Annotated in this window: 19 protein-coding genes; 8 read left to right on the forward strand and 11 right to left on the reverse strand. The window is 68.8% G+C overall.

Annotation, left to right across the window (positions count from 1 at the left end):
- The first annotated feature begins 28 nt into the window (after positions 1 to 28).
- The 3 genes from cls (at position 29) to ABKA19_RS01865 (ending at position 2,634) form a co-directional block, all read left to right on the forward strand.
- Complete coding sequence (cls, locus tag ABKA19_RS01855) at positions 29 to 1,471, forward strand: cardiolipin synthase (protein WP_353687398.1); 1,443 nt, start codon at positions 29 to 31, stop codon at positions 1,469 to 1,471.
- Positions 1,472 to 1,591: 120 nt separating this feature from the next.
- Positions 1,592 to 1,873: a hypothetical protein gene (locus ABKA19_RS01860; RefSeq protein WP_353687399.1), complete on the forward strand. Its 282-nt coding sequence runs from the start codon at positions 1,592 to 1,594 to the stop codon at positions 1,871 to 1,873.
- Complete coding sequence (locus ABKA19_RS01865; protein ID WP_353687400.1) at positions 1,870 to 2,634, forward strand: pyridoxine 5'-phosphate synthase; 765 nt, start codon at positions 1,870 to 1,872, stop codon at positions 2,632 to 2,634. The genes ABKA19_RS01860 and ABKA19_RS01865 overlap by 4 nt, the downstream gene beginning before the upstream one ends.
- Before the next feature lie 124 nt (positions 2,635 to 2,758).
- On the opposite strand, the gene ABKA19_RS01870 is transcribed toward ABKA19_RS01865, so the two are convergent.
- From ABKA19_RS01870 to dnaA, 11 genes are all read right to left on the reverse strand, one after another.
- Positions 2,759 to 3,172, reverse strand: a complete 414-nt coding sequence (locus ABKA19_RS01870; RefSeq protein ID WP_162375933.1) for an ExbD/TolR family protein — start codon at positions 3,170 to 3,172, stop codon at positions 2,759 to 2,761.
- Between the two features lie 3 nt (positions 3,173 to 3,175).
- On the reverse strand, positions 3,176 to 3,598 hold the full coding sequence (locus ABKA19_RS01875; RefSeq protein WP_162375934.1) for an ExbD/TolR family protein: 423 nt from the start codon (positions 3,596 to 3,598) through the stop codon (positions 3,176 to 3,178).
- A gap of 45 nt (positions 3,599 to 3,643) precedes the next feature.
- Entirely contained in the window at positions 3,644 to 4,399 is a 756-nt protein-coding gene (gene exbB / locus ABKA19_RS01880) for a TonB-system energizer ExbB (protein ID WP_162375935.1), read from the reverse strand.
- A gap of 92 nt (positions 4,400 to 4,491) precedes the next feature.
- A complete protein-coding gene (locus ABKA19_RS01885) occupies positions 4,492 to 5,163 on the reverse strand; it encodes an energy transducer TonB (protein ID WP_449301469.1) in 672 nt (223 codons plus the stop codon).
- 146 nt (positions 5,164 to 5,309) lie between these two features.
- Entirely contained in the window at positions 5,310 to 6,488 is a 1,179-nt protein-coding gene (locus tag ABKA19_RS01890; protein ID WP_353687401.1) for a tetratricopeptide repeat protein, read from the reverse strand.
- Positions 6,489 to 6,599: 111 nt separating this feature from the next.
- Positions 6,600 to 7,412, reverse strand: a complete 813-nt coding sequence (locus tag ABKA19_RS01895) for a M48 family metallopeptidase (protein WP_353687402.1) — start codon at positions 7,410 to 7,412, stop codon at positions 6,600 to 6,602.
- A 72-nt stretch (positions 7,413 to 7,484) separates the two neighbouring features.
- A complete protein-coding gene (locus ABKA19_RS01900) occupies positions 7,485 to 8,288 on the reverse strand; it encodes a CPBP family intramembrane glutamic endopeptidase (RefSeq protein WP_353687403.1) in 804 nt (267 codons plus the stop codon).
- Positions 8,289 to 8,304: 16 nt separating this feature from the next.
- Positions 8,305 to 10,770 (reverse strand): DNA topoisomerase (ATP-hydrolyzing) subunit B, encoded by a 2,466-nt coding sequence (gene gyrB / locus ABKA19_RS01905; RefSeq protein ID WP_353687404.1) that lies wholly within the window; start codon positions 10,768 to 10,770, stop codon positions 8,305 to 8,307.
- 105 nt (positions 10,771 to 10,875) lie between these two features.
- Complete coding sequence (recF, locus tag ABKA19_RS01910; protein ID WP_353687405.1) at positions 10,876 to 11,976, reverse strand: DNA replication/repair protein RecF; 1,101 nt, start codon at positions 11,974 to 11,976, stop codon at positions 10,876 to 10,878.
- 85 nt (positions 11,977 to 12,061) lie between these two features.
- Positions 12,062 to 13,162, reverse strand: coding sequence for a DNA polymerase III subunit beta (dnaN, locus tag ABKA19_RS01915; RefSeq protein WP_162375942.1), 1,101 nt, complete (start codon positions 13,160 to 13,162; stop codon positions 12,062 to 12,064).
- 277 nt (positions 13,163 to 13,439) lie between these two features.
- On the reverse strand, positions 13,440 to 14,783 hold the full coding sequence (gene dnaA, locus ABKA19_RS01920; protein WP_353687406.1) for a chromosomal replication initiator protein DnaA: 1,344 nt from the start codon (positions 14,781 to 14,783) through the stop codon (positions 13,440 to 13,442).
- 240 nt (positions 14,784 to 15,023) lie between these two features.
- Between dnaA and rpmH the strand changes: the two genes are divergently transcribed.
- From rpmH to ABKA19_RS01945, 5 genes are all read left to right on the forward strand, one after another.
- Positions 15,024 to 15,164 carry a 50S ribosomal protein L34 gene (rpmH, locus tag ABKA19_RS01925; protein WP_013536759.1) on the forward strand — a complete coding sequence of 47 codons (141 nt, stop codon included), beginning with the start codon at positions 15,024 to 15,026 and terminating at the stop codon, positions 15,162 to 15,164.
- Between the two features lie 62 nt (positions 15,165 to 15,226).
- A complete protein-coding gene (gene rnpA / locus ABKA19_RS01930) occupies positions 15,227 to 15,670 on the forward strand; it encodes a ribonuclease P protein component (RefSeq protein ID WP_353688024.1) in 444 nt (147 codons plus the stop codon).
- 22 nt (positions 15,671 to 15,692) lie between these two features.
- Positions 15,693 to 17,408, forward strand: a complete 1,716-nt coding sequence (gene yidC / locus ABKA19_RS01935; protein WP_353687407.1) for a membrane protein insertase YidC — start codon at positions 15,693 to 15,695, stop codon at positions 17,406 to 17,408.
- Between the two features lie 73 nt (positions 17,409 to 17,481).
- Positions 17,482 to 18,834: a tRNA uridine-5-carboxymethylaminomethyl(34) synthesis GTPase MnmE gene (gene mnmE / locus ABKA19_RS01940; protein ID WP_353687408.1), complete on the forward strand. Its 1,353-nt coding sequence runs from the start codon at positions 17,482 to 17,484 to the stop codon at positions 18,832 to 18,834.
- 167 nt (positions 18,835 to 19,001) lie between these two features.
- Positions 19,002 to 20,000, forward strand: coding sequence for an energy transducer TonB (locus ABKA19_RS01945; protein ID WP_353687409.1), 999 nt, complete (start codon positions 19,002 to 19,004; stop codon positions 19,998 to 20,000).
- The last annotated feature ends 24 nt before the right edge of the window (positions 20,001 to 20,024 follow it).

Here is a 20,024-nt window from a genome sequence, read left to right on the forward strand (position 1 = left end):
GCGCCGCGCGCTCGCCTAGAATCCGCCCATGACCTATTTCGAAACGGCCTGGGCCTGGCTTGGCGAGCTGCCGGCCCTTGGGCTCTACCTCGTCCTCGCCTGGCTGGCATACGTGCTCGGCCTGAGCCTTTGGATCATCCTGCAGAAGCGGGAGCCGGTGGCCACGCTCAGCTGGGTGATGTCGCTGGCGTTGCTGCCCTACGTCGGCTTCCTGATCTATTTCCTGCTCGGTCCGCAGAAGATCCAGCGCCAGCGGCTGCGCCGCGGGCGGTCGCGTTCGGGCCTGGAGCAGTTTTCCGCGCCCAACGGCGACAAGCCCGAATGCTTGGAGCTGGCGCGGCTGGGCCAGGCCACCACTGGCCTTCCGCCTTCCAGCGCCACTTCCGCGCAGTGGCTGGTCGATGGCCACGCGAAGTACGAGGCGCTGTTGTCGGCCATCGCCGATGCCCGCCACCACGTGCACCTGGAGTACTACATCTGGGCACCGGACAAGACCGGCTTGCGCCTGCGCGACGCGCTCGTGGACCGCGCCCGCGAAGGGATCCAGGTGCGCTTGCTGCTCGACGCGGTCGGCGCCGGCAGCATGCGCCGGCGCCACCTGCGGCCGTTGCTGGACGCCGGCGCGGAGATCGGCTGGTTCCATCCGACGAAGTTCAGGCCGTTTACCCGGCCGTGGCTCAACCTGCGCAGCCACCGCAAGGTCGTCGTGGTCGACGGCCGGGTGGGGTTCGTCGGCGGCATCAATGTCACCGACGAGGAGAACGAAGCACTGCGACCCGATGCGTTCCGCGACCTGCACCTGCGCATGGAGGGCCCGGTGGTACGCAGCCTGCAACTGGTCTTCGTGGAGGACTGGGTCTATGCCGCCGGTTGCGACCCGCGCGCGTTCGGGGAGGCCGGGTACTGGCCGGAGGTCGAGGACGGTCCGATCGGCGCGCAGGTCCTGGTATCCGGCCCCGATTCCTCGTGGGAGGCGATCCATCGCCTGCAGGTGGCGGCGATCCACGAGGCGCGCCGGCGGGTCTGGCTGGTCAGCCCCTACTTCGTGCCGGGCGAGGCGGCGCGCATGGCACTGACCTCGGCGGCGCTGGGCGGCCTCGACACGCGCTTGCTGGTGCCGCGGCGGAGCGACTCCCGCCTGGCCACGCTTGCAGCGAGGTCGTACTTCGACGAGCTGCTCAAGGCGGGCGTGAAGGTCTACGAGTACGGGCCGCGGATGCTGCACACCAAGGCCCTGCTCGTCGACGAGGACCTGTGCATCGTCGGCAGCGCGAACTTCGACCACCGCAGCTTCAGGCTCAACTTCGAGATCTCGGCGATGTTGCGCGACCAGGACAGCTGCCAGGCGCTGGAGCGGCTGCTCGGGGGCGAGTTCGACCAGGCGGAGCGGGTCCGCGTCGACCGGGCGATGGGCCTGTGGCGGCACCGCCTGCCGGAAGCGTTCGCCCGCCTGCTATCGCCATTGCTGTAGCGGCACGACGGGCGGATCGCGGCGACGGACGCGCGGGTGGCAGAGGCGCCCGGCGAAGCGGCATCATGACCGCGCCCGGCGGCATCCGCGCCGCCAGGCCATCTTCCGGGGAGGTCCGCGATGCACTGGTTCTACCTGCTCCTGTCCCTTGGCGCGCTGCTGCTGGCGATCACCACCGTGCACGGCTGGCTCCTCCTGCTGTCGTTGCTGGCGGCGCTGGGATTCTTCCTCGCCTGGATCCGCGGCTGGTATCTCGACCGGATCGGCGGGCGCCAACAGAACGAGCTGGCGATGATCGACCCGGCCGAGCTGCGCCGGCTGCGCGAGCTGGCGGACGCGCGCAAGCGCGAGGCCGCCCCCGCAAGCGCGCCGCCGCAGGGGCCGGCACCGCCAGCCGCATGAGCACGCACCTCAGCGTCAACGTCAACAAGGTCGCCGTGCTGCGCAACTCGCGCGGCGGCCGCGAGCCTGACGTACAGGCGGCCGCGCTCGCCTGCCTCGAGGCCGGCGCCCAGGGCATCACCATCCACCCGCGTCCCGACCGCCGCCATATCGTGGCCGAAGACCTGCCGCCGCTGGCCGCGTTGGTGCGACGGTTCGGCGTGGAACTGAACGTCGAAGGCAACCCGTTTGCGCCGCCGCGCCCGGGCTATCCCGGCCTGCTCGCGCTGTGCGAGCAGGTTCGCCCCGCGCAGGTGACGCTGGTGCCGGACAGTGACGGTCAGCTGACATCCGACCATGGCTTCACCTTCGACGGCGACAACGCGGCGCTGGCATCGCAGGTGGCTGCGTTCAAGGCACTGGGCTGCCGGGTGAGCCTGTTCGTCGATGCGGGCGTCGCCGGCCTGGAGAAGGCTGCCGCGCTCGGCGCGGACCGCATCGAGATCTATACCGGGCCGTTCGCCGAGGCCTTCGCCGCAGGCGATGCGGCCAGCGAGCTGGCGTTGTGCGCCGATACGGCGCGGCGCGCGCGGGTCGCCGGACTGGGCGTCAATGCCGGGCATGACCTGTCGCAGGCGAACCTCGGCGCGTTCCTGGCACAGGTGCCGGGCGTTCTGGAGGTCTCGATCGGCCACGCACTGATCGGCGAAGCCCTCTACGATGGCCTGGATGCTACCGTCCGCGCCTACCTGGCCATCGCGGCAGGCGCCAACCCGGCCTGACGCCACGTCGCTCGCGGCGGCCAAGAGGCCGCAAAAGAAAACGCCGCCCGGAGGCGGCGTTTCACGGCGCTGGGTCCCCGGTCGCCGCCGCTGCAGGGGCGGCTTCCGTGGACGTCACCGTCTACTACGGCTGGACGAAGTTGATCTTCTTCATGTCCGCGTTCTTGGCCGAAGCGAGCACCCGCGCCATGACCTCGTACTCCGAGTCGGCGCTGGCGTCGATGCGCAGCTCCGGCTGGTTGGTCGGGTCGCGCTGCACTTCGGTCTCCATCATCTGCGGCAGCGCGGTCACCGAGACCGGGCTGTTGTTCCAGAAGATCTGGTTCGACGCATCGATGCGCAGCTCGATCGGCGGCGGCGGCTCCTTCGTGACCGGCGGCGGGTTGATCACCCGCTGCGGGAGGGCCACGTCGATCGGGTAGGTCATGATCGGCGCGGTCACGATGAAGATGATCAACAGCACCAGCATCACGTCCACGAGGGGCGTGACGTTGATGTCGGCCATGGGGCCCTTGCCGGAACCGGAACTGAAAGCCATGGCTTACTGACCCTTCTCTTTGGTGGCGACGAAGCCGATGTCCAGCATGCCGTTGCGCTGCGCGATCTGGGTGATGTCGTTGATCGTGCGCATCTTCGTGGTCTTGTCACCACGCAGGTTCAACTTGGGCTGGGGCACCTGCTGCGCGCTGCTGGACAGGCGCGACTCGAGGATCTCGCGCGAGATCTCCTCGTCGTTCCAGAACAGCGAGCCATCCTCCTTCACCGAGATGGTGATGGGCATGACCCGCGGTTCGTCTTCGTCCTTGGCGACGACGTCCGTTTCCGGCAGCTCGATCTTCACTTTGTGCTGCATCAGCGGCGCGGTGATGATGAAGATGATGAGCAGCACCAGCATCACGTCCACGAGGGGCGTGACGTTGATGTCGGCCATCGGGCCGCCGCTGTTGTCAGAACTGAAGGCCATGCGGGCTCTCCGTTACGTGCCTGGATCGTTCTTCGGGGTACCGGCTCAGCGAACGCGCGAGCCGGTGGCGAAGAAGTCGTGCAGATCGTGGGCGAACGAATCGAACTTGGCGATCGTCGAGCTGTTGATCTTGCTGAAGAAGTTGTAGGCGAACACGGCCGGGATCGCGACGAACAGGCCGATCGCGGTCATGATCAGCGCTTCACCCACCGGGCCGGCGACGGCGTCGATCGAGGCGGAGCCGGTGGCACCGATCTTGATCAGCGCGCCGTAGATGCCCCACACGGTACCCAGCAGGCCCACGAAGGGAGCGGTCGCGCCGACGGTCGCCAGCAGCACCATGCCCGACTGCAGCCTGGAGCTTTCGCGGGTCACGGCCTGGCGCAGGGCGCGATCGACGAACTCCGAACGGGTCAGGGTCTCGCCGAGGCCGGCACCGGTGCCTTCCGAACGCTGGTGGTGGGCGGCGGCCTGGGCGGCGTCCAGGGCGATCTTGGAGAACGGCTCGCTGCGCGGCTGCTCTTCCATCACGCGGATGGCTTCCTGGGCGTTCGGGGCGTCCCAGAACGCGTTGACGACGCGGTCCGCGTACGACTTCAGGCGGGTGTTCTTGATGGCATTGAAGATGGTCCAGTACCAGGACGCGGCCGACATGAAGACCAGCGTCAGCAGCACGATCCAGGAGACGGCGAATTCGCCCGGATTGGCGATCATCTCGGACAGAAGGTGGTCGAAGCCCATCTGCGTGAGGGCCGATGCGTTGCCCCCGGCGGCGGCGGCGATGAAGAGTTCCTGCAGCATGACGCTTACCTTTGGTTTGATTGGTGGAGAAGGAAGGCGGAAACGCTAGGCCCGGTTGCCGTGGCGGCGGACACCGCCACGGAGTGCGGACATCAACCCAGGGTGAAGTTCACCGGGACCCGGACGCGACCGGCCGCCTTCTGGCCGTTCACAGTAGCGGGATTGAAACGCCATTTGCGGGCGGCCTCCATGGCGGCGCGGTCCAGGTCGCGGTTGCGGCTGGACTTTTCGACCGACACGTTGGTGACCGTACCGTCGGCCGCCACGTCGATGACCAGAACCACCTCGCCCTCGATTCCGGCGCGCGCGGCGGCCGGCGGGTAGCGCGGGGGGTTCATGTTCTTGGAGGAGATGTCGACGCTGGCCGAGATGTCGGCGACTGGCGCCGGCGGCGCGGGCGGCGACGGCTCCTGGTAGACGTCGGTCGGACGCGGCTCGGCCACATCGATCGGCGGCGCTTCCGGCGGTGGCGGCACCGGCGAGGGCTTCGGCGGCGACAGCTCCTTGATCGGCGGCGGCGGCTTGTCCTGGGGCGGCGGCGGCGGCGGCGGCGGCGGCGGCGGCGGCGGCGCGTCGACCAGGGTGACGAGGACGTTGCGCTCCTTCTCCACTTCGGCCTTCGGCGCGACGGCGGGGATCAGCAGCAGCATGAGCGCGGCAGCGTGCAGCGCGATGACGAACGCAATACCGATGATTCGCGGCCAGCTCAGGCCGCTTTCCTCGGGTTCATCGTAGTTCCTGTGGACAACCAGTTGTTCAGCCATGCGCCTAGTAACTCAGGTGTGGGGCCAGGCCGCCGGTGGGAATTTCCACCGGGCAGCCCAGATTCTCGCGGGTGACACCGCATGAACCGCCAAGCATATACCAATCCCGCGCCCCTGTGCCTAGGGCGCGGCGCTTTTCCGTGACGTCACTTCAAGTTGATGATTTTCCTGGCATCCTCGGGCTTCTTGACGCCCTTGGCCAAGGCCTGCTGGGCGGCCTGCTTGGCCTCGGGGACGCGGCCTTCCTGCCACAGCACCCGGGCCAGGTTGAGGTAGGTCTCGCCGTCCTTCGACATCGGCGCGGCCTTCTGCCAGTTCTCGATCGCCTGCGGGATCTGCTCGCTGTAGTAGTACGACTGCGCCAGCGCCAGGTAGGTCTGGTGGTCCGGCTTCAGCACGCCCTTCTGCATGCCTTCGTTGATCACCGAGATGACGTCCTTCTCGCGACCGTCCATGTTGGCGTAGGTGATGTAGAGCTGCCGGTACTCGCGCTCGTCGCTGAGCTGGCCCGAGGCGCGCAGCTTCTCGAGGACGCCGGCGGCCTTGTCCATCTGGTCGGCCTGGGCGTAGACCGTGGCCAGGTTCATCTGCGCCTTCTTGTCAGCCGGATTCTTCGCCGCCAGCTTCTCGGCCAGCGCGACCGCGTCGGCATTCTGGTTGGCTTCGGCGTAGGAGGCCATCAGCAGCTGTACCCAGCTGTCCTTCGGCTCGGGACTGCTGTCGACGGCCTGCTTCAGCACCGGGATCGCCTCCTGGAAGCGCTCCATCTGGTACAGCGCCTGGCCCTTGAGCACCAGGTCGTCCGGCTTGGTCGACTTGGTTTCCGCCAGGAAGCGGTCCAGGGTCGCCAGGCCCGCCTGGTATTCGTCGTCGGCCAGCTGCAACTGCGCCAGCATCAGCATCGACTGGTAGTGGCCATTGTTCTCCAGGCCGTTGAACTGCAGCACCTGCTGCAGGTAGGCCTTGGCCGCGGCGGTGTCGTCGAGGTTGTAGGCGGCCTGCGCGGCGAGCTGCGATGCCAGCGACTTGTCGTACTCGTTGGCGCCCTCCAGGGCGATCAGCTCGTCGGCGAGTGTGCGGGTCTGCGCGTAGTCTTCTTCGTTGTACACGTCGATGAGCTTCTGCAGCGGCTTGCCCGCCTTCTTCGACGTCTTGGCTTCCGGTTGCTGCCGGGTCGCCTCCGGGTACAGCACTTCGGCCTTCTCGGACTTCTCGGACTTCTTGCTGGAGCGCGAGGATTGGGCCGATGCGTCGGCCACCACCATGCCACCGAGCGCTGCGCCGATGAAGATCGACAGGAGGACGTGCTTGCTGCGGAGTTTCATTGAATCACCTCGTGCGGAGCTCCGCCGGCAGGCGGGGCGGGAACCGGGTCGGCAACGCTAACAGAACCGGCTTTCTTACGGAATGCCACCAAAAGTGCGTTGTACCGCGGGTCAGGAACCGCACCGGGGCGTATGGCCGGCCTTGCGCGCGGCCTCGTAAACGGGCTGCAGCGAGGGCGTCCGCGCCTCCAGCGCCCGGATCCGGTTCTGTGGATCGGGATGCGTCGACAGCCATTCCGGCGAGCGGTTCGCCGACGCGGCCACCATGTTCTGCCACAGGTCCACGGCCTGGGCCGGGTCGAAGCCGGCCTGCGCCATCAGCTGCTGGCCGATCTGGTCGGATTCGGTTTCCTGGGTGCGCGAGAACGGCAGCAGCAGGCCCATTTGCGCCAGCGTGCCGCCGCCTTGGGTGACCAGGTCCGAACCGGTCTGTCCGTAGCGGGTACCGGCCAGCGCGCCCAGCACCGCCAGGCCGGTCGAGGTGGCGCTCTGCCGGGACACGCGCTCGTTGGTGTGGCGCGCATAGACATGGCCGATCTCATGGCCGATCACTGCCGCCAGCTGGTCCTGGTTCTTCGCCACCGTGAACATCCCGGTGTTCACGCCAACCTTGCCGCCCGGCAGCGCGAACGCGTTCGGACTGTCGTCGACGAATACCGCCGTTTCCCACTGCAGCTGGCGCCATTCGGGTGGCAGCTGCGCGACCAGGGCTTTGACCACGCATTGCACGTACGCGCTCTGCTGGCCCCCGGTCTGGGTCTTCTGCTTGCTCTTCATCTCGGCGAACGCCTGCGCGCCCATCTGGTTGAGCTGGCTGTCCGAATAGGCCATGTACTGCGTACGGCCGGTCGGCGACGTCGTGGTCGCGCATGCGGCCAGACCCGCCCCGAGCGCCACCGCCACTCCCAGATGCTTCCAGCGCATGTTCGGCTCCCGCCCTGTTCACTTTCGCGTTCAGTGTCCGCGCTGGCGGCTTAACTTTTCGTCAAACCCGCGTCAGGCGAGCCCGTGTACGGCCAGGGCGATGCCATTGTTCAGCGCGTGTGCAAGGAACGGTGCCCAGAGCGATCCGGTGCGCCAGTAAAGCCAGGCGAAGGCCGCACCCATGCCGCCATAGATGAGCCAGAGCTGCACTACCGCCAGCGGCGGATTGGCGCTGATGCCAGGCACCTCGTGGACCAGCGCGAAGGCCACGCTGCTCACCAGTACGCCGAGCCACGGCCGGCCCGCGGCCAGGAACCGGCCGAAGAACACCCGCCGGAACAGCAGTTCCTCATAGGCCGGGGCCAGCAGCACCGCGAACAGGAACAGGAAAACCGGCCATTGCCGGGAGGCTTCTTCGACCAGCGCCAGGTTGGTCGGTATCGGCGCGCTGCCGGCCTGTTCGCCGAGCCAGCCCAGCAACGAGCTGCCGAGGAACACCGCCACGCCCACGAGCACCGTCCACCCCCAGGTAGCGCGTTGCCGCAGTGCGGCATGGGCCAGCGCCCGTTCGGCCGCATCAGCGCGTCGGCGCCAGAAGTAGAGCACCAGCGCCGCGAATGAGGTCGCGCCCAAGGCAAAGAGCATCTGCGCCAGCGCACCGGGCTGGCCGATGCCTGCCTGGATCGCGGCTGCATCGCGGCCGACTTCGCCTGCCACCGCCATCGCACGCCAGGCGGTCCAGACTGCGGCCGCGGCAATGGTTCCACCAAGCACCAGCACGACCGCGATCAGGGCATCGAAGGCGAACGCGCGCAGCAGCGGGAACACCGAAGCGGCCGGGACCGGCGGCCGTGCCTGCCGCGGCTCCCCGGCCATGTCCGTCGACGCGGGATCAGACGTCGAGATTGGCGACCTTCAGCGCGTTGGTTTCGATGAACTCGCGGCGCGGTTCCACCACATCGCCCATCAGGGTGCTGAAGATCTGGTCGGCGGCCACCGCATCCTCGATGCGCACGCGCAGCAGGCGGCGCGAATCCGGGTTCACCGTGGTATCCCACAACTGTTCCGGGTTCATTTCGCCCAGGCCTTTGAAGCGCTGGATCTGGCGGCCCTTCTTCGCCTCCTCCAGCAGCCAGGCCTGGGCCTGGGCGAAGCTGGTCACCGGTTGCGAGCGGCCACCACGCGAGACCTGCGCGCCTTCGCGCACCAGTCCGTGCAGCAGGGCCGCGGCGTCGCGCAGCGGGCGCAGCTCGCCGTGCTCGAAGATCGACAGCGGCAGGACCTGCTGCAGCTCCTCGCCCATGTGCCGGCGGGTGATCTGCAGCGCGGCCGGGCGCCCGGCCTGGCCATCATCCTGGGCGGGAACGGCTGGAAGCAGCCTGAGCGCGAAGCGCGGCGTGCCGAGGCTGCCCCGGTTGAGGCGCGCCTCCAGGGCATCCAGCTCATGGCGCTCGTCGGTGTTGCGCGCCAGGTGCTCGGCATCGAGCGGGGTGAAGTCGATCAGCGCTTCGAGCAGCAGCGGATCGAAGCGGTGCGCGTTGCGCGCGATCGCGTCGCGCGCGCCGGCGTAGGCCAGCAGCAGCTTTTCCAGGCCTTCGCCGGTGACCGGTGGCTCGCCCTCGGCTGGCACCAGCGAGGCGTTCTCGACCGCGTTGCTGGCGAGGTAGGTATCCAGCGCCGCATCGTCCTTCAGGTACAACTCGGTCTTGCCCTGCTTGATCTTGTACAGCGGCGGCAGGCCGATGTAGACGTGGCCGCGCTCGATCAGCTCCGGCATCTGCCGGTAGAAGAAGGTGAGCAGCAGCGTGCGGATGTGGGAGCCGTCCACGTCCGCGTCGGTCATGATGATGATGCGGTGGTAACGCAGCTTGTCGGGGTTGTACTCGTCCTTGCCGATGCCGGTGCCCAGCGCGGTGATCAGCGTGCCGACCTCGGCCGAGGACAGCATGCGGTCGAAGCGCGCACGCTCCACGTTGAGGATCTTGCCGCGCAGCGGCAGCACCGCCTGGTTCTTGCGGTTGCGCCCCTGCTTGGCCGAACCGCCCGCCGAGTCGCCCTCGACGATGAATAGTTCCGACAGCGCCGGATCCTTCTCCTGGCAGTCGGCCAGCTTGCCGGGTAGGCCGGCGATGTCCAGGGCGCCCTTGCGGCGGGTCAGCTCGCGCGCCTTGCGCGCGGCTTCGCGCGCACGGGCCGCATCCACCACCTTGGCCGCGATGGCGCGGGCCTCGTTCGGGTTCTCCTGGAGGAACTCCTCCAAACGTGCGCCGAACGCGCCTTCAACTGCGGGCTTCACCTCCGAACTGACCAGTTTTTCCTTGGTCTGGCTGGAGAAACTGGGGTCGGGCACCTTGACCGACAGGACCGCGATCATGCCTTCGCGCATGTCGTCGCCGGACAGGTTGATCTTGGCCTGCTTGGCGATCCCGTTCTGCTCGATGTAGTTGCTGAGCGTGCGCGTGAGGGCCGCACGGAAACCTGCCAGGTGGGTGCCACCATCCTTCTGCGGGATGTTGTTGGTGAAACAGAACATCGTTTCCTGGTACGCGTCGGTCCACTGCAGGGCGACATCGACCACGATGCCGTGGTGCTCGCCGGTCACCGAGATCACGTTCGGATGCAGCGGCGTCTTCAGCTGGGCCAGGTGCTCGACGAAGCTGCGGATCCCGCCTTCGTACTGGAAGACGTCCTGGCGGCCTTCGCCGCGCTCGTCGATCAGGGTGATCTTGACGCCCGAATTGAGGAACGACAGCTCACGCAGGCGCCGCGCGAGGATGTCGTAGTGGAACTCGGTGTCGGTGAAGATCTCGGCCGCCGGCTTGAAGCGCAGCATGGTGCCGCGGCGGGTCGAAGCCTCGAGCTGCTTGAGCGGATATTTCGGCTCGCCCAGCGAGTATTCCTGCTGCCAGTGGAAGCCGTCGCGCCAGATGTCCAGCCACAGGTGCTCGGACAGCGCGTTGACCACCGATACGCCGACGCCGTGCAGGCCGCCGGAGACCTTGTAGCTGTTGTCGTCGAACTTGCCGCCGGCATGCAGCACGGTGAGGATCACCTCGGCCGCCGAGACGCCCTCTTCCTTGTGCGTGTCGACCGGGATGCCACGTCCGTTGTCGGATACCGCGACCGACCCGTCTTCCAGGATGCGGACGATGATGTCGTCGGCATGCCCCGCCAGGGCTTCGTCGACCGAGTTGTCGACGACCTCGAAGACCATGTGGTGCAGGCCGGTGCCGTCGTGCACATCGCCGATGTACATGCCCGGACGCTTGCGCACCGCTTCCAGGCCGCGCAGGACCGTGATCTTGCTGGAGTCGTAGGAGTCGTTGCCGGGGGTGGAACTCGGGGTGTGCTCGCTCATGCCTTCGCCGCAATCGGGGCCGGGCCGCGGCCTGTTGGCTGCGGACACCTTAGCTATAGGGTTGACGGGCGATTATACCCCACCGTGGCCATCTCCCCGACCCACCTACTGCGCCTGGCGGATGATGCGTCCCTGTTCCACGTGGAACACGCTTGCCCCGGCGCTTCGGTCCGCCAAGGCCTCGGTAGACTCGGTTGCGGTGATGAACAACTGCAGCCCGGGGCGTCCGCACAGATACTCCAGCACCCGCGCCTGGTGCAGGCGATCCAGCTCGGAGGGCAGGTCATCCAGCGCGATGACCGGCCACTGTCCGCGGCGCGCCGCATAGTCGCCGGCCTGGGCAAGCAGCACCACCAGCGCCGCGAGTTTGGTCTGGCCGCGCGACAGCGCCTCCCTGCCCGGCAATCCCGGCAACGCCAGGCTCCAGTCCGCCCGATGGGGCCCCACGCCGGTGTGCCCACTGAGCCGGTCCCGCTCCCGCGCCAGCAACAACGCATCCGCCAGCGAAAGGTCCTGGCGGCGCCAACCGGGGTGGAAATTCAGCCCCCCTAGCTCCAGGCCATGGGCGAGTCGAGCGCCCAGCTCGCGTACGGGGGCGATGAGCTCGCCGAGATAGCGTTCGCGAAATGCAGTCAGCCCCTCACCGGCATCCGCCAGCTCATGGTCCCACGCATCCAGCTGGCCGGTACTGCCCCCCGCCTTCAGCAGCGCGTTGCGCTGCTTCAGCGCGCGCGCATAGCGCCGCCATAGCGGGAGGAAGTCGGGTTCCACGTGGAACAACCCCCAATCGAGGAAGCGGCGCCGGTTCTCGGCGCCGCCCGCGATCAGCGCATGACTTCCCGGTTCAAAGGTGACCACGGCCAGCGCCGCGCACAATTGCCCCAGATGGGCGACGTCCTGCCCGTCCAGGCGACCGGTCCAGTCCTGCCCGCTGTGGCGCAGTCCTGCTCGCCTGCGCAACTCTCCAGGGACACCGGCCTCTTCCCACTCGACGAACACCTCGAGTGCCTGGGCGTGCTCGCGGACAAGCCCGTCACGGACCCGGCCACGAAAGCTCCGGCCGTAAGCCATCAGGTGCAGGGCTTCCAAGACACTGGTCTTGCCGGCCCCATTGGGACCCAGCAGCAGGTTCAGGCCCGGGCCCGGCGCGATCTCCACGCTATCGAAACGGCGGAAATCGCCCACGGCCAGCCGGGTCACGTGCATGGATGGCGCCTCAAAGCACGACGCCCGGGGTGAGCCGGGCGTCGTGCGCGTTCCACGTGGAACATGTCCGGACGTCGACCTGGAATCACAGCCGCAGCGGCATCACCACGTGCCGGCACTTGCTGCTGCTTGCCTCGCGGACCAGGGCCGAGGAGTTGGCGTCGCGCAGGGCGATGATGATGTTCTCCTCGCGCAGGGCGCTCAGGGCGTCCAGCAGGTAGTTCACGTTGAAGCCGATCGCCAGGTTGTCGACGCGGGTGTCGGCCTCGATCTCTTCCTGGGCTTCTTCCTGTTCGGGATTGTGGGCGCTGATCTTCAGTTGGCCGGGCGATACCTCGACACGCACGCCGCGGTACTTCTCGTTGGAAAGGATCGCTGCACGCTGGAGGGCGGCCCGCAGGACCTCGCGGTCCAGCTTGACCTCCTTCTCCGCGCCGATCGGGATGACTGCCTCGTAGTCCGGGAAGCGGCCGTCGATGAGCTTGGAGGTGAAGGTGACATCGTCCCGCTTGACCCGTACGTGGCTGCGGCCCAGCTCGAGCTCGAGCGCGCGATCCCCGCCTTCCAGCAGTCGCTGCAGTTCGGTGACGCCCTTGCGCGGGACGATGATCTGGCGCTTGGCCGCCACCGTTTGCTCCAGCGGCGCTTCGCACAGCGCCAGCCGGTGTCCGTCGGTGGCGACACAGCGAAGCGTCTGGTCGCGCAGGTCGAACAGCAGGCCGTTGAGGTAATAGCGCACGTCCTGCTGGGCCATGGCGAACGCGGTGCGCTCGATCAGCTCCTTCAGGCCTGCTTCCGGCACGCCGATGCGCTCGGTCGCTTCGACCTCGTCGACCGAGGGGAAGTCGTTGGCAGGCAGCGTAGCCAGGGTGAAGCGGCTGCGCCCGGCCTGCACCGTGACCTTGTCGCCGGACTGGCTCACGGTAACCCGGCTGCCGTCGGGCAACGCACGCACGATTTCGAACAGCTTGCGTGCCGGGATCGTGGTTTCGCCGTCCTGGGCGTCATCCACCGCTGCCCGCGCGACCATTTCCACTTCCAGGTCGGTGCCGGTCAGCGACAGCTGGCCACCCTGCACCTGGACCAGGAAGTTGGCCAGCACCGGCAGGGTCTGGCGGCGTTCGACGACATTGACGACCTGGGCCAGGGGTTTGAGAAAGGCTTCGCGTTGCAGAGTGAAACGCATGGGAATCCGTGCCTCTACGCTTTAAAGGAATGTGGAATAAAACTAAAAGCGGTGGTGCTGGAGTAGCTCCGGAGCTGTGGAAAACACCACTAAATCATTGAAACGAAACAGATGTTTGGCGGTACAAAGGGTGCGGACAAGGTGCCGTGCGCTGGCGGGAAAAGCTGTGGATGGATTTCGACGCCCGATTCTGTCCCCTGCTTATCCCCAGCCCGCCCCCGTGCTTTCCACTGGAAGTTCTTCCCGCAGCAGAATCTACCGCACCTGACCGCTGCGCTCACTCGCTGAGCTTGCGGATCAGCTTGTCCCAGTCCTCGCGCAGCTTGCCGTCGGTCTCCATGAGATTGCGGATCTGGCGGCAGGCATGCAGCACGGTGGTGTGGTCGCGGCCTGCGAACGCATCGCCGATTTCCGGCAGGCTGTGCTCGGTCAGCTCCTTGGTCAGGGCCATGGCCACCTGGCGCGGGCGCGCCAGCGAGCGGGTGCGGCGCTTGGACAGCAGGTCCTTGACCTGGAGGCCGTAGTAGTCGGCCACCGTCTTCTGGATGTTGGGGATGCCGATCGCCTGCTGCTGGGCGCGCAACAGGTCCCGCAGGGTTTCCTGGGCGAACTCGATGCTGATCGTGCGGCCGGTGAAGTTCGCGCGCGCGGCCAGCGTGTTGAGCGCCCCTTCCAGGTCGCGCACGTTGCTGCGCATCTTCTTGGCCAGCAGGAACGCGACCTCGTCCGGGATGTGCGCGCCGCGCTCCTGGGCCTTGGCCAGCACGATCGCGGCGCGGGTCTCGAAGTCCGGCGGATCGATCGCCACCGACAGCCCCCAGGCCAGGCGCGACTTCAGCCGCGGCTCCAGCCCGTCCACTTCGCGCGGGTAGCGATCGCAGGTCATGATGATCTGCTGGCGGCTGTCGAACAGCGCGTTGAAGGTGTGGAAGAACTCTTCCTGGGTGCGGTCCTTGCCAGCGAAGAACTGGATGTCGTCGATCAGCAGCGCGTCGATCTGCTGGAACTGGCGCTTGAACTGGTCGGCGGTCTTTTCCTGCAGCGCCCGGAAGAACGCGTTGTAGAACTGCTCCGAACGCAGGTACAGCACGCGTGCGCCGGGATTGGCCGCCCGCATCGCGTTGCCGGCGGCGAACATCAGGTGGGTCTTGCCCAGGCCGGTGCCGCCGTACAGCAGCAGCGGGTTGTGCGCGCGGTCGCCCGGGCGCAGCGCGGCCTGCCATGCGGCGGCGCGGCCCAGCTGGTTGCTTCGGCCCTCGACGAAATTCTCGAAGGTGTAGTGCGTGTCCAGGTTGCCGTTGAACGGCTCGGCCGGGACGGAGCGCGGCTGCGCGCCCGGCGCGGAACCGCTCGCGCCCGGGCGGGCGGCAGGCACCGGCTCGACCGCCCGGGGCCGGGACCCGATCTCCAGGGCCACGTTGAGCCCGGCGAAATGCTGGGCGAGCTCCCGGATGCGCGCCAGGTAGCGGTCGCGGACCTGTTCGACTATGAAGGCGTTCGGCGCGTACAGCACGACGCTGTCGGCGCGCTCCTCGGCCTGCAGGGGTTTGAGCCAGGTATGGACGTCCTCGGCCGGGAATTCGGCTTCGAGGCGTTCCAGACAACGGGGCCAGGCATCCATCGGAAAGGCAAAGCTCGTGGGGCGATCGCCGCGCCGCCATCGCGTCGCCGGACGACCGCAGGGGTCGGAGTGGGACTGGGCAGACTATCATCGGCCCCGGTGTTTCCCAAGACTTATTCACAGGGCATCCACAGCGTCCAAGGCGGCCCGCGGCGGCGCGGGCGCTAGGCGGGTTGACCCGACCGGCAGGCGCCCCGTAGAATTTCCGGTTCTTTCGATCCGAACAAGCCGAGTGCCGCCATGGCCACCAAGCGCACCTACCAGCCCAGCAACCTCAAGCGCAAGCGCGACCACGGTTTCCGTGCCCGCATGAAGACCGCCGACGGCCGCAAGATCCTGGCGCGTCGCCGCGCCAAGGGCCGCAAGCGCCTGACCGCCTGATCGCGCCGCGGTCCCTGCCCGGCATCGACGGGCATCAGCGGGGCCGCCGCGATCCGCAACACCTGATGACCTCCGACCCGCGCGCGCGATTCCCTCGCAGCGCGCGGGTTCGTTTGCGCGCGGAATACACCGCCGTGTTCGAGCAGGGCCGGCGTTCCGGCGACAGCCTGCTTGGACTGCACTGGGTACCCGGGCCGCAGCCCGCCCGCCTGGGCCTGGCGGTGTCGCGCAAGGTTGATCCCCGCGCGGTCGGCCGCAACCGGATCAAGCGCATCCTCCGCGAAGCGACCCGCCGGATGCGGCCGCAACTGGCCGGTGGCGACTATGTCGTGGTCGCGCGTCCGGCGGCCGGCCGGGCGGCGCGGGCGCAGATCCTCGAGGCCTACCTGAAACTGCTGCGCCGTGCCGGTGCATTGCCCCCCCCGGCCGCCGGCGGCACAATGCCCGCGGCCCTGTCGCCGAACACCCCCCGTCCCCCGACGCCCCCTTCCACGCCGGACTCCTGAGCCGGCCGAGCCTGCCTGCCCGATGAACCAGACCCGCGTATTCCTGATCCTTGCCTGGCTGATGGTGGCGATGCTGCTGTGGATGGAATGGGGCAAGGAGCAGGCCGCGCCGCCGACCGAGGCCACGACCACGTCCCTGCCGGCAGCCGGTCCGGACGCGGCCGCGATCCCCGCCGCCGTGCCCGCGGCGACCACGCCGTCCGCCGATCCGAGCGTGCCCGCCGCGTCCGTGCCGGCGGCCGCGTCCGTCCAGGCCCCCGTGTCGCCGTCGGCCGCCGCCGCCCGCGTTCATGTGCGCACCGATGTCCTGGACCTGGTCCTGGATGGCGGCAGCGTGCTGCAGGCGGACCTGCCCAAGTTCCCGCAGACCCGCCAGCCCGGCAGCGCCCCGGTCCGCCTGTTCGACACCGATCCGGCCCATCTCTATGCAGCCCAGGCCGGCTGGGTCAGCGCCAGCGGCGCGGCGCCCAACCACCAGTCCGGGTTCGTCCCGGCCGGACCCGAGCGTGACTTCGTCCTGGCCGACGGCCAGGAGCAGGTGGTGGTGCCGTTCGTCTGGCAGGGTCCGGACGGGGTCAGCATCCGTCGCACCTACACCCTCACCCGTGGTTCCTACGCGGTGGAAGTGCGCGACGAGGTGGTCAACCAGGGCAGCACGCCGTGGCAGGGCCAGATCTACCGCCAGCTGCTGCGCAAGCCGCCGCAGATCAAGCGCGGCTACACCCAGCCGGAATCCTTCAGTTTCACCGGCACGGCCTGGTACAACGGCGAGTACCAGCGCCGCAAGTTCGACGAGGACTACCTCGAGGACGGTCGCGTCAACCAGCGCACCGAGCGCGGCTGGATCGCGATGCTGCAGCACCACTTCTTCAGCGCCTGGATCCCCGAGGGCCAGCAGGCCTCGACGATCTCGCTGGATGCCTCGGCCAGCGGCGCCCTGGTGCGCGAACTGGGCGATCCGCTGTTGGTCGCCCCGGGCGCGACCGCCACCACCCAGGCGCGCCTGTACGTGGGGCCGAAGCTGGTTTCCGAGATCCGCGCCCAGCAGGTGCCGGGCCTGGAGCGCGCGGTCGACTACAGCCAGTTCTCGATCCTGGCGATCCTCGGCGAAGGCCTGTTCTGGGTGCTGAGCCACCTGTACGGGCTCTTCGGCAACTGGGGCTGGGCGATCATCGGCCTGGTGGTGCTGGTCAAGGCGGTGCTCTATCCGCTGTCGGCGGCGCAGTACAAGAGCTTCGCCAAGATGCGCAAGTTCCAGCCGCGCATCCAGCAGCTCAAGGAGCGCTACGGCGACGACAAGCAGAAGTTCCAGACCGCGATGATGGAGCTTTACAAGAAGGAGAAGATCAACCCGATGGGCGGCTGCCTGCCGATCCTGGTGCAGATGCCGGTGTTCCTGGCGCTGTACTGGGTGCTGGTGGAGTCGGTGGAGCTGCGCCACGCGCCGTGGATCCTGTGGATCCAGGACCTGACCGCGCGCGACCCGTACTTCATCCTGCCGATCATCAACGTGGCGGTGATGTGGTTCACCCAGAAGCTGCAGCCGGCGCCGGGCATGGATCCGATGCAGCAGAAGATGATGCAGTTCATGCCGGTGGCGTTCGGCGTGATGATGGCCTTCTTCCCGGCCGGCCTGGTCCTGTACTGGGTCACCAACGGCGGCCTGGGCCTGCTGCAGCAGTGGTGGATGATGAAGCGCCACGGCGAGCCGGCAGCGAAGGCCACCCCGGCCAAGTGACCGCGGCGCTGGCCCGGTTTCCCGCAAAAACCCGCCTTACAGGCGGGTTTTTGCTGTGCCAGACTGGATCGCGATGAGCGAGCGTCCGGCCAACGACACGATCGCGGCGATCGCCACCGCGCCGGGCGCCGGCGGCGTCGGCATCGTCCGCCTGTCCGGCCCGCGTGCGCTGGCGATCGCCGAGGCGATCGGCGGCCGGGCACTGCTTGCCCGGCGCGCCACCCGCGCAATGTTCTCCGATGCCGCGGGCGAGACCATCGACGACGGCATAGCGCTGGCGTTCCCGGGCCCGCACAGTTTCACCGGCGAGGACGTGGCCGAGCTGCAGGCGCATGGCAGCCCGGTGCTGCTGCGCCGCCTGGTCGAGCGCTGCTGCGAACTCGGCGCGCGCCCGGCCCGGCCCGGCGAGTTCAGCGAGCGCGCCTTCCTCAACGGCAAGCTCGACCTGGTCCAGGCCGAGGCGATCGCCGACCTGATCGCGGCCGCCGATCTGCGCGCGGCGCGGGCGGCGCGGCGCTCGCTGGAAGGCGCGTTCTCGCAACGCATCGAAGCGGTCGCGGCGACCCTGCTGCGCCTGCGGATCCACGTGGAGGCGGCGATCGACTTCGTCGACGAACCGATCGAGACGCTCGGCATCGACCGCGTCCGCGTCGACCTGCACGGCCTGTGCGACGCGCTGCGCCAGCTGCTCGCCGAGGCCGAACGTGGCCGCCGCCTGCGCGACGGCCTGCACGCGGTCCTGCTGGGTCCGCCCAACGCCGGGAAGAGCTCGCTGCTCAACGCGCTGGCCGGCGATGCGCGTGCGATCGTGGCCGATGTCGCCGGCACGACCCGCGACGTCCTGCGCGAGACCGTGCGCATCGACGGACTGGAGCTGGAACTGTCCGACACCGCCGGCCTGCGCGAAGGCGGCGACGCGATCGAGCGAGAGGGCATGCGCCGCGCCCATGCCGAACTGGCCCGCGCCGACGTGGCCCTGCTGGTCCTCGACGCGCGCGAACCGGGCGCCGGCCGCGATGCGCTGGCGGCCGCGTCGGCCGGAGTGCCGGCACGGTTGTGGATCCTGAACAAGTCCGACTTGGCCGATCCTGCGGCCATCGGCGAAGCGGCAGCCGACGAGGTGCGGGTCTCGGCCCTTACCGGCGCCGGCCTGGACGAACTGCACATGGCCTTGCGGCGGCTGGCTGCGGGAGGGGCTCCGGAGGCCGTCGAAGGTGAGTTCAGCGCGCGCGCGCGCCAGGTCGGGGAGTTGCGTACGACCCTGGCGCACGCCAGGGCAGCCACCGCCGAGCTGTCCGCCGAGCGGATGGAGCTGGCGGCCGAGGAACTGCGGCTGGCGCACCGGGCGCTGGGCCGGATCACCGGGCAGACCAGCGCCGATGAACTGCTGGGACACATCTTCTCCAGCTTCTGCATCGGCAAATAGGCCGCCGGGACTTGACCCGCGTCACGCTTCGCGGTGTCCGCCGGCCCCCGCCAAGGGACCGCGGCGCTTGTAGCCGGACCCCCGGCGGTTGACAATCCCCGGAGGATTGCGCGATCTAGGGGACGCGATCCATGCCGTATCCGAGTTTTTCCACGGGGGAGTTACCAATGCTGTCCATGACGATTTCGCCGAAGTCGCGGCTGTGCGCATGCCTGTTGCTGGCCGCCGCGCTCGGCGCCTGCTCCAAGCAGGAAGAAGCCGCGCCCGCAGCGGGCGCCACGCCCCCGGCCCCGAGCGCACCGGCCGCGGCCACTCCGGCGGCGCCGCCCGCCCCGGCGGTCGCGGCCACCGTCCAGGCGATGGGCGCCGACCAGCTGCGCGATGCCGCCAGCCAGGCGCTGCGCGAGAACCGGATGTACGCGCCGGCCGGGGACAACGCCATGGAGTACTACCTGGCGCTGCGCGACAAGCTGCCCGACGACCCGGGCGTATCCAGCGCACTGACCGACCTGATGCCCTACACCGTCATCGCCGCCGAGCAGGCGGTCGGCCGCGAGCAGTTCGACGAGGCCCAGCGCCTGGTGGCGCTGATCGAGAAGGCCGACAAGACCGCGCCGGCATTGCCGCGGATCAAGCAGAGCATCACCAATTCGCAGCAGGCGGTGGCCCAGCGCAGCGAGGCCGAAGCCGCGCGTGCCAAGGCCGAAGTGGAGGCGCGCGCCCAGGCCCAGCAGCAGCAGCTGGCGCAGCAGCAGGCCGCCGAAGCCGAAGCCGCCCGCCGCCTGGCTGCAGAAGCCGAAGCCGCGCGCGAGGCCGCGGCCGAACGCCAGGCCGCCGCGGCCCGCGAGGCGGCCGCCCGCCAGGCCGCCGCGCAGCAGGCCGCCACGCCGGCACCGGCGCCGGCCCAGCGCAACCTGCGTCCGATCAGCATGGCCTCGCCGCGCTACCCGCCGGACGCGCTGCGCGCCGGCACGTCGGGCGAAGTCCTGATCGAGTTCACCGTGGGCACCGATGGCTCGGTCACCGATGCGCGCGTGCTGCGCGCCAACCCGGCCCGCACCTTCGACCGCGAGGCGCTCAATGCGGTCCGCCGCTGGCGCTTCGAGCCGGTCGACGCGCCGGTGACCACCCGTCGCACCGTGGCCTTCAACCCGGGCGGCGGCTGACAGCGCCCCACCGGCGGAAGGCTA

Source organism: Pseudoxanthomonas sp. Soil82, assembly GCF_040446535.1.
GTDB classification, from domain to species: domain Bacteria; phylum Pseudomonadota; class Gammaproteobacteria; order Xanthomonadales; family Xanthomonadaceae; genus Pseudoxanthomonas; species Pseudoxanthomonas kaohsiungensis.